The sequence below is a fragment of the Succinatimonas hippei YIT 12066 genome, assembly GCF_000188195.1.
GTDB classification, from domain to species: Bacteria; Pseudomonadota; Gammaproteobacteria; order Enterobacterales; family Succinivibrionaceae; genus Succinatimonas; species Succinatimonas hippei.
Window position 1 is genome coordinate 1 of record NZ_GL830945.1, and the last position, 15,617, is coordinate 15,617.

At 40.2% G+C, this 15,617-nt stretch carries 11 protein-coding genes and 1 pseudogene; 5 read left to right on the forward strand and 7 right to left on the reverse strand.

Features of this window, described 5'->3' with window-relative positions:
* A pseudogene (locus HMPREF9444_RS11180) lies at positions 1 to 239 on the forward strand (hypothetical protein); the annotation flags it as partial.
* 490 nt (positions 240 to 729) lie between these two features.
* On the opposite strand, the gene HMPREF9444_RS00620 reads toward HMPREF9444_RS11180, so the two are convergent.
* The 6 genes from HMPREF9444_RS00620 to HMPREF9444_RS00645 all read right to left on the reverse strand — a co-directional run bounded on the left by HMPREF9444_RS00620 (position 730) and on the right by HMPREF9444_RS00645 (position 7,935).
* The gene (locus HMPREF9444_RS00620) at positions 730 to 1,722 is read right to left on the reverse strand and encodes an alpha-L-glutamate ligase-like protein (protein ID WP_009142360.1); all 993 of its coding nucleotides are present in this window, start codon (positions 1,720 to 1,722) and stop codon (positions 730 to 732) included.
* Positions 1,723 to 1,730: 8 nt separating this feature from the next.
* On the reverse strand, positions 1,731 to 3,374 hold the full coding sequence (locus HMPREF9444_RS00625) for an inactive transglutaminase family protein (protein ID WP_009142361.1): 1,644 nt from the start codon (positions 3,372 to 3,374) through the stop codon (positions 1,731 to 1,733).
* A gap of 30 nt (positions 3,375 to 3,404) precedes the next feature.
* On the reverse strand, positions 3,405 to 4,394 hold the full coding sequence (locus HMPREF9444_RS10395) for an ATP-dependent zinc protease family protein (RefSeq protein WP_009142362.1): 990 nt from the start codon (positions 4,392 to 4,394) through the stop codon (positions 3,405 to 3,407).
* A 133-nt stretch (positions 4,395 to 4,527) separates the two neighbouring features.
* Positions 4,528 to 5,403: a MurR/RpiR family transcriptional regulator gene (locus HMPREF9444_RS00635; protein ID WP_009142363.1), complete on the reverse strand. Its 876-nt coding sequence runs from the start codon at positions 5,401 to 5,403 to the stop codon at positions 4,528 to 4,530.
* Positions 5,404 to 5,486: 83 nt separating this feature from the next.
* A complete protein-coding gene (gndA, locus tag HMPREF9444_RS00640) occupies positions 5,487 to 6,893 on the reverse strand; it encodes an NADP-dependent phosphogluconate dehydrogenase (RefSeq protein WP_009142364.1) in 1,407 nt (468 codons plus the stop codon).
* 154 nt (positions 6,894 to 7,047) lie between these two features.
* The gene (locus tag HMPREF9444_RS00645; protein ID WP_009142365.1) at positions 7,048 to 7,935 is read right to left on the reverse strand and encodes a patatin-like phospholipase family protein; all 888 of its coding nucleotides are present in this window, start codon (positions 7,933 to 7,935) and stop codon (positions 7,048 to 7,050) included.
* Positions 7,936 to 8,121: 186 nt separating this feature from the next.
* Here HMPREF9444_RS00645 and HMPREF9444_RS00650 point away from each other — a divergent pair, with 186 nt between their 5' ends.
* Both HMPREF9444_RS00650 and HMPREF9444_RS00655 read left to right on the forward strand, forming a co-directional pair.
* Positions 8,122 to 9,036, forward strand: a complete 915-nt coding sequence (locus HMPREF9444_RS00650; RefSeq protein WP_050778964.1) for an AEC family transporter — start codon at positions 8,122 to 8,124, stop codon at positions 9,034 to 9,036.
* A 156-nt stretch (positions 9,037 to 9,192) separates the two neighbouring features.
* Positions 9,193 to 10,023 carry a hypothetical protein gene (locus tag HMPREF9444_RS00655; RefSeq protein ID WP_009142368.1) on the forward strand — a complete coding sequence of 277 codons (831 nt, stop codon included), beginning with the start codon at positions 9,193 to 9,195 and terminating at the stop codon, positions 10,021 to 10,023.
* Between the two features lie 602 nt (positions 10,024 to 10,625).
* On the opposite strand, the gene HMPREF9444_RS00660 is transcribed toward HMPREF9444_RS00655, so the two are convergent.
* A complete protein-coding gene (locus tag HMPREF9444_RS00660; protein WP_009142371.1) occupies positions 10,626 to 12,407 on the reverse strand; it encodes a DUF262 domain-containing protein in 1,782 nt (593 codons plus the stop codon).
* Positions 12,408 to 13,156: 749 nt separating this feature from the next.
* Here HMPREF9444_RS00660 and HMPREF9444_RS00665 point away from each other — a divergent pair.
* The gene (locus HMPREF9444_RS00665; RefSeq protein WP_009142372.1) at positions 13,157 to 13,381 is read left to right on the forward strand and encodes a FeoA family protein; all 225 of its coding nucleotides are present in this window, start codon (positions 13,157 to 13,159) and stop codon (positions 13,379 to 13,381) included.
* A 1-nt stretch (position 13,382) separates the two neighbouring features.
* Entirely contained in the window at positions 13,383 to 15,524 is a 2,142-nt protein-coding gene (gene feoB, locus HMPREF9444_RS00670) for a ferrous iron transport protein B (RefSeq protein ID WP_009142373.1), read from the forward strand.
* Positions 15,525 to 15,617 lie beyond the last annotated feature (93 nt).

Genomic DNA, 15,617 nt, shown 5'->3' on the forward strand with positions numbered 1-15,617 from the left:
ATGCAGAAGGTCATGCTGAAGGTTTAGCTGAAGGACGTGCGGAAGGCCGTGCTGAAGGTTTAGTTGAAGGCCGAGCTGAAGGACGTGCGGAAGGTTTAGCAGAGGGGTTAGCAAAAGGAGCACAAAAAACTTTACTGCAAAATATTAAAGGACTGCTTAATTTCGGTATAGATGAATGCAGTATTAAAAAAGCATTGAATTGTACGGATGAGCAGATCCGGGAAGCAAAAGCCAATTAGATAAGATCTTAAGGCAAGGTAAGTTACTTTGCCTTAAGTTTTAATTTAAAGTAGAGATATAAGTACATGGCAATATTGATAAGTTATACAATGGATGATGAACGTTTTTATGGGGCTTTTATGTGTGAAAAGGTTTATAGAGATCAACTTGCGACTGAGAACTGAGTCAAAATAGAAATAGCTGGAGGTAGGGTCAAAGGTTATGCTGAAGGCTTAGCAGAAGGAGCACAAAAAACTTTACTGTAAAACATTAAAGGCTTGCTTAGATTCGGTATGGATGAAAACAGTATCAAAAAAGCATTCAATTGCACGGATGAGCAAATAATAGAAGCAAAAACTAATATTGAGAGGCTATATATTCATCTTAATTTTAAAGATCTGCATTTTCAGTAATAAGTTAATAATAGTATTTGTTTTACAATTCTTAGTAATCGCGCATTCAAATCTTTGAAAAGTTTACATTGCGCGACTTTGTAATAGCTTATGAGTTTTAATGTGAAAAAACGCCGAAGTGTTGTTTGGCAAATTCGACTTTTTCATCAATACTCATGGATTTGGCGTTAGGCAGTGCTTCAATAAGTCTTAATCTCGGCAGTAATCCGGCGTTATTGGCAATTTGTATGGCAAGTCCGGGTCTTGCATTAAGTTCAAGCAGCATCGGTCCTTTATCTCGGTCAAGCACTATGTCGGTGCCGATGTAGCCAAGCCCCGACATTTCATAACAGGACGAGGCGAGCTTTAGAACTTCATCCCAATGCGGAACGCTTAATTTAAATAAATCTTTATGCGTATCGGGATGATATTCAATCGGATCGTTATGCTGAACGCCGCGTACTGCTCTTCCCGTACGTACGCAAATTCCCACACCGACAGCACCTTGATGTAGGTTGGCTTTACCATCGGAGGCCGCTGTAGAGAGGCGCATCATACACATAATCGGAAAACCTTGAAATACGATCACACGGGTATCCGGTACGCCTTCATAACTGTAACCGTCAAAGACTCTGTCAAAGTGAATCAGATCTTCAATTAAAGCTATGTCCTGTTTGCCGCCTAATGAGAATAATCCTGCCAAAATGTTTGATGCATGGCGGCGCAGATCGTGGGTGTTTATCGTTTGCCCGGAGGCTTTGGTAAAAGATTTTCCGTTGCTAGACGTAATCACCAAAATGCCTTTGCCTCCCGATCCCTGGGCAGGTTTAATGCAGAATTCTTTATGTTTTCCGATAATTTCAACAATATTTTGAACATCATGCTGATCGCGGATCACGCCTAAAAGTTTTGGAGTCGTAATACCGTTTTTAAGCGCAATCTCTTTAGTTTTAAGCTTATTGTCAACTAAAGGATAGAGATTTCTTTTGTTGTAGCGCCCGATATAATTTACGTTGCGCTGATTCATGCCCATAATCCCGAAGTTAATGAGATTCATCGGGTTTGTATAGCGCTCTTTAATAGGTCTTAAAAGATTTTTAAAAACCATCATAAGACCTCTTATTTATTATCATCGCTTTGTTTAGAAGACGGAAAACCTTTGGCTTTCTCTTGTTTTAATTCTTTGCGCTCACGCTTTAATTTGCTTGATTCAAGCTCAGTGCTGTCACCGTTTTGGTATTCAATGATATTGTCGGCAAGCGGTTTGAAGCGTTTTAACTCTGAAAGCCTGAATCCGGTGTAATTACCCATAAGCAGCACAAGTGCAAGAATAATAAACTGAAGACCGATAAAGTTAGATGTAAGATGCTCAATTGTAAGACTGCTCATGGCGATATAAGCGCAGACAGCTACAAAAAGCGATCCTCCGCCTTGGACTAACACTTCTTTATAACCTTCTTCTTCCCAGATAATGGACATGCGTTCAATAGTCCAAGACAGAATGATCATCGGGAAGAAGGTAACTTTGATGCCTTCGGTAAGACCGATTTTATAAGTAATGAAGGCGATGGCTCCGATAATGCCGATAACCGTGATTATTACTGCCGATATTCGCGCCACCAGCAAAAGGTTCAAGTGCGACAGCCACGATCTGACGATAAGGCCGATGGCTACGATTGAAACAAAGCCTATAAGTCCGACCGTTAAGGAAGTTTGCAAAAACGCCATGGCAATCAACACCGGCATGAAAGTTCCTGAAGTCTTGATGCCGACGATGATGCGTAAAAATACTACGATGATAACGCCTATAGGCAGCAGCAGAATGCTTTTGAACATTGACTGCTCTTCAATAGGCAGATTATCAAGAGAGAATGAGACGATATCATCTCCAAGGACGCGCGTTGCGGCTACTTTTAGAGCTCCTGCGGTGTTGGCCGGCATGGAACGGCTTACCATGGAGAAACTGATGCGGGCATTCTGACCGCCTTCTACGTCAAGAATGGAACCGTCATGGTTGACCCAAATAAGCTCATTTGATGTAAGTCCCGAATTTCCAGTCGCGGGATCGAAAATTTCATAATTGGTATTGTCAAAAACTGCTACTTTGTCGATTAACCCGCGATTGCGGCGACCGTCTTCAAGATTCAATACTTTAATAACGCGTGCCGGGATCTGACCGATTTCAAGTATTTTTACCAGCAGCTGGGCTTTTGAATATTTGGCATAAAGTAAAGAGGCTATTTCTTTTTGCCGCTGCAGCTCGTTTATAACTTGTACCGTATATGAAAAAGGGGATGAAGAACGAGACATGGCAGCAGATGCTATTTCATTCATCGCTGTAGCATACGGTTCAGGCTCTACATTTTTTGAGAGCTCGGGAACGGTCATTGAAGAACCTTTTGAAGCATCATCAACTAAAAAGTCAGCTTGATAGTAAAGTGTCTGTAAGCCAAAAGGATCACGTTTGGTCCACTGCACGTAAGCTGCGTTGTCTTTAGTTATATAGCTGGTACCGAAGCCGATGCTTGAAGTGTTTTGCTTTATTTGCGAAAAACCGGGCTGGACACCGGGGAGAGCAAGATTAACGGTTACGGCGTTTGATTCAATCGGTTCAAATTCGACTTTAGCCTCTACTGACCAAACGGTACGCTGCTGTCCTGGCAGAAAGGGAATTTCAAAAACAATATGCTGATAAAGCATTAATGCAATACCGATCACGAACAAAATAGCGGTAACGATATAAAAAACGCCGCGTGATACCATGATGAATGTCCTTTAAAATTCCAGAATTTATTATTTTTCTTTTTGGGCCGTATTTAACTTGTCAATGACCGGAGGCAAGGCTTTTTCAGCATCATCGCCGAGATTGGCCCCGTTATCTGCAGGGTAGGCAATTTTTCCGGCTGATTCATTGATATTTTGCTTGTCATACTCGGCGTTGGGGTTTATCCCTTTATCTTTGGCCGCATTATAAGCGTCCCTGTTTAAAAGTACCAGTACGTTATTTTCGCGCTCGAATATATGCTGTCTTGAAACGTCAACAACGGCAATATCCTGAATGAAGGTGCGTCCGATAAGCAATGAATACTGCATCTTGCTTCTGTCTGTAAGAGTAAATTCTGATGAAGTCGAATAGTCGCCGATTTTAACGTTAAGACTTACGACCGGACGCTTTGTCGTTGTATCTTTTGATGATTGACGAATTTCAGAGTAACGGACATGAGGTGCTTCCATTTCAATGAAGCGATCGTTGGCGGCAAGCGTAAAGCGGTACCATTTTTTACCGTTGCGTTCAAATTCGGTGATGTCGGTAGCACTGATGGAAGAAACAGCGGCACCCGTATCGATGCGGGCATCTATATAAGCGTTAGCTTCCTTAACATAAATAAATTCGTCCTCACCGAAAATCATTTTGCCGTCAGGAGTCGAGTTTGAAGAAGATCCTTGGGAAATTACCGTTCCTTCTTTATTGCTTGCAGAGGCTTTGTTTTTATCTTTCATAAGAGTATAAGTCAAGGTTTCATTTTGACGGCGCAATTGTCTTAATTCCCGCAATACGGAATTACGAAAAGCTTTGTCTTCTTTTTGATCGGCATCGATCCTTGATTTTAAAGCGCGTATATTGGAACGCTGACTGTTAAGCTCTTCATTTATGCTTTGCATAACGCCGGATATTTCTGTTAAGCGGTTGTTGGTTTTATCAAGAGTTTCAGTATCGGCCGCATTGACGGAAAATGCGGTTATGCATGATGATAAAACGACGATTTTTAATAGGTTTAACATCTAAGCCTCGTTAAAATGATCACGGCTAGCTATGTAGCACTTTTTATTGGCGATATTTTACTACGCAAAGCCTAACCTAAGAAAGATAGAAAAGAATTAGCTTTCTTTAAAAATATTTGCAAAATTAAAGTTTTCAGGACTTTAATTTTGCGATGCTCTGACGCATCTTAATCATATTCTTTTCAAACGTTTCTTTTTTCAAAATGGAGACCTTGGTGTAAAGCACGTCATTTATAGCCATATGAATTAAACGCGAGACCGACGCTTCAGAATTGTTCTTAACTTCAGGGCCGACTCCTATGAGCACTTCATCGGCTAGTTTTGATGCCGGAGATAAAGTATGGCTCGTTATCAGGATAATTTTGCCGCCGTTTTCTTTTACGATTTGCAAATTGTTTAAAAGATCAACCGAGCTTCCCGTGTAGGATACTGCCATGACTAAAGTGCCTTTAGTTAAGCAGGCGGATAATGTTGCCTGCTGATGCGGATCGGCTGAAAATTCGCAGGAAATTCCCAGGCGCACGAAGCGGGTGGCAATATCTTTGCAGACGGTCGCCGAGTTTCCGTATCCGAAACAGATAAGGCGCGATGCTTTGCAAATAAGCTGGGCGCTGCGATCAAGAGCGTTAAAATTTAAAAGTTTGAGTGTGTTGTTTAAACCGTCTGAAATATTTTGAAAGATTTTATGACTTATGCTTTCACAGTTATCGTTATTTGAAATGTTTTTATCAAAAGTATTAATGCTGTCAGTGCCAGCAAGTACGATTTTAAGCGATTGTAATCCTGGTAGATTCAGTTTTTTGCAAAAGCGTGAAATTGTGATTTCAGATACTGAAGTAGCGCTTGCCAGATCTGAAATGGTCATTTGTAAAAAGTGATTAAGATTGGCGCTTATATAATTGGCAATTTTTATATCCGCTTTAGTAAAAAGTTTTGAATTTGCTGAAAATAAGCTGATTGCCAAAGTGTTATCATGCAGAACGTAGGCATATTTCTTTTCGTTTGGCATAAAAGCTCCTTAACATATCGTGCTTTTTAACTTAGTGGCAACAAGAAGATCCCAAAAAAGGGATCTTCATAAATGATTTTATCTTATTTGCTCCAATTGTGATGAATGGTTTCGCCGTTGTGGATCAAGGTAAAGGTATGAGCGCCGAAGTAGTCGCGCAGTCCCTGGATTAAGTTAGCTCCGACAATCGGGGTGGACATGGTGTCAATATAGCTTATAGCCTGCAGGAAAGTCGGTACCGGGATCCCGGTAGCAACGGCTAAAGCAGCAACTTTACGGGCTGAGGGCAGGCACTTATTGATTTTTTCTTTAAAGAAAGGAGCGTCAATAAGGTTTTTAAGCTCGGGATCGGAGGCAAATGCATTGGTAATGTCATTGAGGAATTTTGCCTGAATGATGCAGCCGCCGCGGAAGATTTCGGCAATTTTACCTAATCTTAAATTCCAGTTATAGGCATCGGATCCGGCTTTATATAAAGCAAATCCCTGTGCATAAGCGGCAATTTTGCCAAGATAGAGGCATTTTTCGACAATGTCGATAAGCTCTTCTTTATCAATGTTTACAGAGATGGGTTTGACAAAAGCATCTTCACGCGATGCGCGAACCTCGGGATTGGCACTGCTAAAACGGCAGTTGCAGGCGCTGTCGATTAAGCTTAGGTCGACGCCTAAATTAAATCCTGAAATTGCCGTCCACTTGCCGGTCCCCTTTTGTCCGGCGCTGTCTTTGATGTCATCAACAAGCGAGCCTGGAGCATAGGGATTTTTCTCGGCAAGAACTTTAGAGGTAATGCTGATTAAATAACTCTTAAGCTCGCCTTCGTTGTAGCGGCTGAAAATATCGGCAAGTTCGTCATTTGAGAAATTACCGAGACGCTTTAACAGTAAATAGCTTTCGGCAATAAGCTGCATGTCTGCATATTCAATTCCGTTATGCACCATCTTGACGAAATGGCCGGCACCGTCGGTACCCATATAAGCGCAGCACGGTTTGCCGTCGGAAGCTTTTGCTGAAATATCTTCAAGAATTTTACCAACAAGAGCATAACTTTGCTCAGTACCGCCCGGCATGATGGCAGGGCCTTTGCGGGCTCCTGCCGCTCCTCCTGAAACGCCGACTCCGGCGTAGATTATTCCTTTTTTTGCAAGTTCAAGGGAGCGGGCTCTGGTATCTTCAAAGTTTGAATTACCGAGATCCATTACGATATCGTCTTTTTCAATTAAACCGTCAAGAGAATGTAAGACGGCATCAACAGCTTTGCCGGCGGTTACCATAATAATGATTTTACGCGGAACTTTAAGGCTTGCCACCATAGCCTTTATGTCAGTAAACGCTTCGGCATTTTCATGCGGTGTTTCTTTTTGGAATTTTTCCACTAAGTCAACAGTGTAATTATAAACGGCGATTTTGTAACCGTGATCGGCAATATTCAGAGCAAGATTGCTGCCCATTACGCCAAGACCGATTAAAGCAATATCATTATGCCCCATGATAATACTCCTTAATGATATATTAATTTGAATGTCCAAGATTGGTTTTGATGGAATACTATCAGTTTAATCTAAATTTAATGAAAGGTTTATATCAAATTTATTATTTCGCAAAACAGATCAAGAAAAAAGAGCAGTTTTTATCCACAAGCCTTTAAAGGGGATTTAAAAAGTTGTCAATGCGGATTTTTTCTGTGATATAGAGCTCATCTGCAAATTGGATGAGTTCATCGGTTTTGTCAAATTCGTCGGGACTTATCAGGTTATCTGATTTAAAGTTAAGGCGTAAGAGTTGATTTTGATTTAAAAGTTTTTTAGCAATTTGATTGGTAGCTTCTGACTGCAATGATGCTAAAAACTCAGTGAGAGTTCTTATCTTCCAGCCGTTAATAAGTCCCCAGCGTTTGTTTTCATCGTCATAAAAGCCAGAAAAATGGCCTGACCCTAAAGAAATAACCTTGATTTTGTCAAAAGGGACTTTAAAGTGATCGCGCGCAATTGCAATGGCTGACAAAATAGGGTTATTGCCCCACATGCCGCCGTCAGCCAAAAGTTTGCCGTCGACCACGGTAGGGTCGAAATAGGTAGGGGCGCTGCAAGAGGCTAAAATCGCTTCATAAAGATAAGGATTGTCATTTGCAAAACTTGAAAATAAGTGACCGGATCCTGCTTTGAGGTCGGTAGTGGGGATTAACAACGGCAACTTGACGTCATGCAATCGCTTTTTCCCGAAAACCTGGCGCAGCACCGCTTTTAAGCGTCCGTTGTCATAAGAGCTTTGGACTGCTTTTTCCAAGAGTCTCGGTCCGAAGAAAAATTTTTTGGAAAAAATAATCGATCCGGAAGCTTGATATAAAGAAACGATAATGCTCGGATCAATTTTTAACGCCATGCAGGATGCGATTATGGATCCGGTACTGGTCCCCGCGATTAAGTTAAATGCAGGCAATTTGCTGCTTGAACGCAATAGCTCCAGGAGCCTTGCGGCAAAAACTCCGCGGATGCCTCCGCCGTCAATGCTTAAAATCACAAATTGCTGCATGTTCAACCTCTTTTGCAATATGCATATTGTAGACGGTAAAAAAATTTTTTGCAGTCAAAAGTCCGCAATTGTCTGTAGAGCACGCATGAAAACCCACCGTTTTGGAATTTTTTTTGTGATGTAATTTACAAAAATTGCCTTGTGCTAAAATTTGCGCACGAATTTTTCAAGAAAGCGGGATTTAACATGAGCTTTATCGATTCTTTCATGCAGATGGCGGTATTGTTTTTACTGGTTATCGTCGGTTTTTTATGTAATCGCTGCAAATTAATGGATGAGCAGTTTGATAGACGTCTTGCCGCTCTTATCATTAATCTTACCGCACCTTTTATCATTTTAGCTTCGGTAATGGGTGACACTTTGCCTAAAAGAGAAGATATTCTGCCCGTGTTCGTGGCCGGTACTTTAGCTTTGCTCTTTATGGTGGCTGTTTCTTTTCCGGTGACTAAATTAATGCGTTTATCCCCGGAAGAGTCAGGTGTTTATAAGTTTATGTATGTTTTTGGCAACATCAACTTTATAGGTTTTCCGGTTGTCGGATCGCTTTTTGGTACCGAAGCGATTTTTTACGCCAGCGTTCTTACCATTCCTTTTAATATTCTGGTGTTTGCATTAGGAGTTTTGTTTATAACCCAGGGCAAGTCCACCACGAGATTTAATTGGAGAATTCTGTTTTCACCATGTCTTACAGCTACGTATCTTTCAATTATCATTGTGTTCTTCCAGATAAAAGTTCCGCATCCTATAGCACAGTGTTCCTCGCTTATCGGATCGATTACCATCCCCGGATCGCTTTTGATTATCGGATCTACTCTTGCAGGAATTCCGGTCAAATCAATGTTCGGATCTCCTAGAATCTACATCATGTGCCTTATAAAGCTTTTAATCGTCCCGGCAATTATTTATGCCATCTTCCTTATTTCTCCCATTGACAGAAAATATGCGGATGTTTTGGTTGTTTTATGCGCAATGCCGGTTGCATCATACGGAACGATGCTGTGCTTAAAACACGGTATTGAGACTAAAACCATGGCGCAGGGCACTTTCATGACAACGTTATTGTCAGTTTTTACCATCCCTCTGTTAGCTATTATGCTTTGATTTTTAGGTAAACCTTAAATTAAGAAGATCCTGTCATGTGCACTTTGACAGGATTTTTATTTTTTACTTACACTTTAGCCGGATTAATTTGTTTTGTATAAGATTGCATTTGTATACTGTTTCAATTGATTTTTACCTATCAGGTTTTATGTAAAAATGAAAAAATTTTCAGTTTTAGCGTTGGCTGCAGCTGCTGCCTTTATCGGTACTGCAGAAGCCTCCTTTTGGATGAATGCGTCAGGCTCTCATAATTCAGATGCTGATTTAAGCGGAGCCCAAGGCGATGTCAGTATTTCAACATACAACATAGTAGGCGGTTATGATTTTGTAACCGTAGGTTATAAGCGTACTGATTATGACTTTTCGTCATCGTCGTCTGACTGGTACGATTCACTTAATTATCTTTATGTGGATTTACATCATAATTTTGCTTTAAACGATACTTTCGGTGTTTTCGGCGGTCTTACTCTTGCGTCAGGCTTTGAAGATGATTTTCATTTTGACGACAATTATTCCATAAGTCCGCGAGCAGGAATTTCCATCAGTTTTACCGATCGCATTACCGGTTTTGCCGGTGCTTATGCACAGTTTAATGAAGTTGACAACAAATATCTGCCGATTTTAGGCGTCAAAATCGGTAATGACAGCGAAAGAGGTTTATCCGGATCAATCGCTTATCCTGCAACTCGCATTAATTATCGCTTTAACAGCATGCTGGCGCTTGAAGGAACTTTCCTTACCATTAAGGATTTATATCAGTTAAGCGACGATTCAAGCAAATTAAAAAAAGGTTATGTCTTTGAAGAAGGGTACGGCGTGTCCGGAGGCGTGGTTTTAACTCCTTTAAAAGGCATGTCGGTGCGAGCCGGAATTCAATCCTATTTTGATCGTGAATACACATATTACGATCATGGCGGAAATGAAAGAAGCAGCGTGGATGTCGATCCTTCAGTAGGCTTTTATGCCAACTTAAGCTACGGTTTTTAGTTAAGCTCGTCAAATCAGACTTTTTAAGCCCTGTTATAAATTTTGTAACGGGGCTTTTGTTTGTAAGTTTCAGCCTATTTTAATTAGCAGTTTACCTATTTCTTTTCTATTTAAAAAGTCCTTAATCGCAGAGTCTGCGTGGAGAACCCGTTGATACCGACTTCTTAAGTGTTGAAATTTAAGGAGCTCTTTATTTAATGTAAGACTCTCATCACTCCATAGAGCGGCATGTCGGATCTTTCTATAATGACCGCATCGATGCGGACTAATGATTGGCTTTAATAAAATTGAGTTAAAGATATGGTCGTTCTTTAATGATATGGGAACCTGGCAGCTTCTATGGTTGAATTTAAGCGCAGCGGTCATCTGGCAACATTAATCATCAACATTTTTATGTTGTGCTGTGGTTTATTAATAACACAGGTGTTTAATGTCGGATCAGCCAAGTGGCTACTGCAGGATTGCGCTTAATGTTTTTTTCATATAAGAAGACTCCATTAAAAAATGTTTAATAAACATTAAATGGAGTTACATACTTTTTCATTTACACACTCTCTATGAAAGAGGAGAATGAAGCTTTCTGAGTTTACATATTGTAATTTTTAAATCCATCCTTTTTGTTTGAATTTCTCAATCATTGCTAAATCTTCCTCAGTTGGTAGTGTGGCGTTGCTCCTATTCTTTTGATAATTGGATTCCCAATCCTGTAAAAGTTGCATTATTTCTGTAGCAACAATTTTATCTCGGTGTTCAATGTTTTCCAATGTCCAGTCATTGTTTGTACTTGCTATCAATATTTTTGTAACTTCTATTTTCGATTTTTGATATTCCTGTTGTTTTTTCTTGAAATAGCCGTTGCTGGCAATTATATTCAATTTCCGTTCAAATGGAGTTTTATTTCCAATATGCTCTATCATTTCGTAGACTTTTTCTGCGTCCACATCTGGGAAATAGGATTCTTGCCATTTTCGTGGAAGAATATGTTCTAATTGCCAATTATCAGGCAATAATTGTTCTTGATGATTGTATGCGTAACATTTCATGAGCATACGCACAATGTTTCTATGTGGAACGCGTATTTGGCTTTCCAAAAGAGATTTGTCTATTTCGCGAAAGTCGAAATCAGGGTGTGGGTCATTAATAATCTTTGCATTTAGTTTCATGATGTCACTTTTGACAGCATTAATGTTAGGAAACAGCAAAAATCGAGTCATCAACTCTTCTATCAATTTGTTGAGGAATAGAAGGAATTCTGTATTGAACATTTCTCTGTTTCGATGCGATAGATAATAATTAATGACAGGATACTTCCAATACTCATTAGGATATGAAGTTAAGATGTCCAAGGCTTTTCTTATTTTTGCATCATCGTCCCAATTTTCTTCTGGTATATCTTGATTTGTATTTACGACTTTCCATAAGTTTAGTACTGTTTTTAATCTTTCCATTAAATTTGGTTCAAAAAGCCTTTCTGATTTATTGGTCGAATAATATTTTCTTACACCTGGTGTTGTGGAACTAACATCATTCTCTTTGGCTCTAAGATAAAACATGTAGTAATAAAATAATTGTTGAATACTTTCGTGTGCTTCTGTAGCCTCTTTTTCCAATGCCTTCCATTGACTGATAAATTTTTCTTTTTCATCGTCTTTCAAGTTATTGTATATTTTAGCTTTGAATATGTCTGCATCGGAAAGAGGAAGTCCTCTGTTGTTTAATGTAGAGAAAATAGTCAAAGCTGTGTCTTGGCTGTCTGCACAAATGGGGAGTAATATAGCCTGATTTAGAAGGGCATAGATAAAGTCATACACCTTTAAAGGTGATTTTGCGCAATGATCGTCATATAGCTTTTGGAATAGCAGGTAATTCTTAGAGTAGTTATCGTTGGCGTCTGGATTGGCCATACCATCTTTTAGAATGTTTCGTAATATTTCATTGCCCTCATTGTCTACTACTCTTGAGGTTAGGAGAATATTGTTATAATCAACTTTTCCTGTACGGTTGTCTGTACGCCAAATAGCAGGTTCTATTTGACGGATGAAATTTTGAGCTGCGTCAGTTTGTACATCATCTCCTTTGTTAAGTTTTGTATAAATGGCGCGTAAAAGCAGAAACAACGATGTGATGCGCTGTTGTCCATCTATGATTTCTTGTTCACTATTTTCATTTTCAAATGAAACAATACTTCCTAAGAAGTATGAGCCATTTCGGTCTAATCCGCCGATGGTGGTGGCAAATTCCCAAATATCTTCAAATAAAGTTTCAACTTGTTCAGAAGTCCATGCATACGGTCTTTGATATTCAGGAATAATGAAAGGTTTAGTTCTTCCGGTTTTCAAGAGTTCTGCTACACTTTGTTTATTGACGCTTATTGTTGTTGCCATTTTTGCTAATTTCTAAAATTTTATTATTTGGATTTATTTTCTATATTACCATATTCAGTCTTTGAGCTCAGCTGCCTGCGTAAGAGTTCTCTAGCAAGCAATACAATTCCTGTTTAGTTGAAGTCTCTTCATTGTATGTCCATTTAACACTCTTAAAAGGTCAATGCTTATTTAAACCTGTTTACGGATGAAATACTGCAGTGACTGCTGCGGAGGTTAAACAAATTTCAGCTACTGTTGTTAAAGGAACGCGAAAGGCCGTCGTTTAACATACAACAAGTTAGGGTATCGTTTTGTCATCACCGTCGCGGTAACCCTTCCCGTCGACAGCGGTAAGGAATCGAAGATAAATCAGGATCAAACGCTGAAATAAGTTGAGGCAGACGGTCAGAATGAAAACGCTGTAACTTAATCTGGATTTTCTAGAAGATATATAAATACTATACCAATCAATATTTTTATAGCTGGTTCGCTTGGACTTTCCCATGCTACTCATCTCCAATGTAATTTTCGGGTTAGGCAAGTACAAACAACAGACATAAAACAAATCATAAGGTCATGGGAATCTTACTTTTCAATACGGTGAGCAGGTCTTTTACAGTTTAAAAAAGGTGCAAAATTTTGTGACTTAAAAAAAGTTCTTGCAAAGCAACCTTTGTAAGCTTAAACTAACCATGGTTGTATTAGCTTTAGCTAATTTATATTGTATAAAGCTAATTATTGTTATCTATGGCTATTAAGATAATTTTATGAAAACACTAGATACGCTAAAACCCGGAGAGAATGCCGTTATTACCGGCATTAACGGACAGAATACGTCTTTGCGCCGCCGCTTGCTCGATATGGGTTTAACCCTAAATACAAAGGTTTCTTTGGTGCGCGAAGCTCCGTTTGGTGATCCGATAGAGCTTGAGGTTCGCGGATACTCACTTACCATCAGAAAAAGCGATGCTCAATTAATTGAGGTTAAATGATATGGCTTGTCAGAAAATAGCGCTTATCGGTAATCAGAATTCAGGAAAAACAACTTTATTTAATGCCTTAACCGGAGCCAATCAGTACGTAGGAAACTGGCCAGGCGTTACTGTAGATAAAGTTGTCGGAACTTTAAAAAGTACCGATACCAAGGTAGTTGATCTGCCGGGACTTTATTCATTGTCTCCGTATTCCCCTGAAGAAATCGTTAGCCGTGAATATTTGTTGTCAGGTGATTACGATCTTATCGTCAATGTAGTTGATGCTGCTCACCTTGAGCGCAGTTTGTCTTTAACGGCTGAACTGCTTTCATTTAATAAAAACATTATCGTTGCTTTAAATATGATGGATGTCGCCAAGAACAATCATATTGAAATCAATGTTAATGTCTTGGAGCAAAAACTCGGAATTAAAGTTATCCCGATGTCTGCATCAACCGGTGACGGCGTACAGGATTTGGTGAATGCTTTAAACAATGTTCCGCAAAGACAGAAGGCAACCATTTATCCGCAGGAAATAAAAGAGGCTGTCGTAAAAATCGGTTCCTATCTAAAAGATAAGAACGATTTTGAGAAAGAATTTATTTCTTTATGCCTGCTGCAAAATGATAAGGTCTATGTTCATGAATATATGACCGATGAGCTTTTGCAGGTTGAGCTTGTTAAAATCCGTGCCGTTTTGGAAAAACAATACGGTCAGGATATGGAAAGCAAGCTTGCGGGGCTTCGTTACGCATTCGTTGATGAGGCAGTAAAAGCATCCGTTGTAAAAGCTGCGGCAAATCGCTCCAAGAATTTCTCTCGCGCCGTAGACAATATCGTAACTAACCGTTATCTGGCATTACCGATTTTTGCCGTTATCGTCTATGTTGTTTACTACCTTGCCGTAAGCACAATCGGTACCTGGGGTACTGACTATGCCAATGACGTTATTTTCGGTGAGTGGGCAACAAATGGGGCTGCTTACGTCCTTGACAGCATCAGCGCTCCTGAGTGGTTGTCCGGCCTTATTATTGACGGTGTTATAGGCGGTGTCGGTGCGGTATTAGGCTTTGTGCCGCAGATGATTGTGCTGTTCATTTTGCTCTCCTTCCTTGAGCAGTGCGGTTATATGACCCGTGTCGCTTTCGTTCTTGATCGCATCTTCCGTCATTTCGGTCTGTCAGGTCGCTGCTTTATTCCAATGGTTATTGCTTCAGGCTGTGCTGTACCTGCCATGATGGCATCAAAATCAATTGATAACATCAATGAAAGACGCATTACTTTAATTGCCACTTCTTTCATTCCGTGCTCTGCTAAACTGCCTATTTTGGCAATGATTGCCGCAGCGTTTTTCCCTGATTCAACCATCGTGGCTCCGGGTGTTTACTTCCTTGCCATTATTTCGGTTATAGTTACCGGCGTTATCTTAAAGAAGGAAAGCGCTTTTAAAGAAGAAGTTTCTCCTTTTGTCATGGAGCTGCCTGACTACCATATGCCGACACTTGGCAATATCGCAAGAAGCGTTTATTTACGCTGCAGAGCCTTTATCGTTAAAGCCGGTACCATCATTTTCTCAACGGTAGTCTTGGTTTGGTTCTTATCAAGCTTTAACTTTACCGACGAAGGCTTTGGTATGGTTGAAGTCGGTGATTCAATGCTTGCCGCCATCGGCTCTGCCATTGCCTTTATCTTCGTGCCGCTTGGTTTCTCTTCCTGGCAGTGTGCGGTCGCAATTTTTACCGGTTTGCTTGCCAAGGAGAACGTTGTCGGTACTTTGGCTGTACTTCTTGGTGTCGGTGCTGATGTTGCCGAAGATGATGCTACCTTGGGTGTAGCCTTGCACGGTGAGTTTTCAACCAGCGCCGCAGCTTTATCTTTCCTTGCATTCAACTTGTTCTCCACTCCGTGTATTGCGGCTTTGGGTGCAATGAAGCGTCAGCTGGCAAGCTCTAAGATGTTTTCTTTTGCCATTGTCTATTTGACGGTTTGGGCATATGTCTACGCCTTTATCATTTATCATTTAGGCGGTCTTATCGTCGGCCAGGTGGCTTTTGGTGCCGGAACCGTGGTTGCGTTGGTTCTTTTGGCTGCAATTCTTTACCTGTTGTTCCGTCCTGAAAAAGAAAAGCCGATGATGGGTATCAAAGTAAAAGCCGTCTGATAATCAAAGTTATTGTGTTTTAGTTTAGAGCCCGCATCGCGGGCTTTTTACGTTTTATAACTTTTTAAAAGAAAGTTTAATAATTATTTTAAA

What these genes read in the sequence shown, in the direction of transcription:
- HMPREF9444_RS00635 (WP_009142363.1), bottom strand. Translation starts at nt 5,403, where the DNA reads ATGCCAAACGAAAAGAAATATGCCTACGTTCTGCATGATAACACTTTG.
- feoB (WP_009142373.1), top strand. Translation starts at nt 13,383, where the DNA reads ATGGCTTGTCAGAAAATAGCGCTTATCGGTAATCAGAATTCAGGAAAA.
- gndA (WP_009142364.1), bottom strand. Translation starts at nt 6,893, where the DNA reads ATGGGGCATAATGATATTGCTTTAATCGGTCTTGGCGTAATGGGCAGC.
- HMPREF9444_RS10395 (WP_009142362.1), bottom strand. Translation starts at nt 4,394, where the DNA reads ATGTTAAACCTATTAAAAATCGTCGTTTTATCATCATGCATAACCGCA.
- HMPREF9444_RS00655 (WP_009142368.1), top strand. Translation starts at nt 9,193, where the DNA reads ATGAAAAAATTTTCAGTTTTAGCGTTGGCTGCAGCTGCTGCCTTTATC.
- HMPREF9444_RS00650 (WP_050778964.1), top strand. Translation starts at nt 8,122, where the DNA reads ATGAGCTTTATCGATTCTTTCATGCAGATGGCGGTATTGTTTTTACTG.
- HMPREF9444_RS00665 (WP_009142372.1), top strand. Translation starts at nt 13,157, where the DNA reads ATGAAAACACTAGATACGCTAAAACCCGGAGAGAATGCCGTTATTACC.
- HMPREF9444_RS00645 (WP_009142365.1), bottom strand. Translation starts at nt 7,935, where the DNA reads ATGCAGCAATTTGTGATTTTAAGCATTGACGGCGGAGGCATCCGCGGA.
- HMPREF9444_RS00625 (WP_009142361.1), bottom strand. Translation starts at nt 3,374, where the DNA reads ATGGTATCACGCGGCGTTTTTTATATCGTTACCGCTATTTTGTTCGTG.
- HMPREF9444_RS00660 (WP_009142371.1), bottom strand. Translation starts at nt 12,407, where the DNA reads ATGGCAACAACAATAAGCGTCAATAAACAAAGTGTAGCAGAACTCTTG.
- HMPREF9444_RS00620 (WP_009142360.1), bottom strand. Translation starts at nt 1,722, where the DNA reads ATGATGGTTTTTAAAAATCTTTTAAGACCTATTAAAGAGCGCTATACA.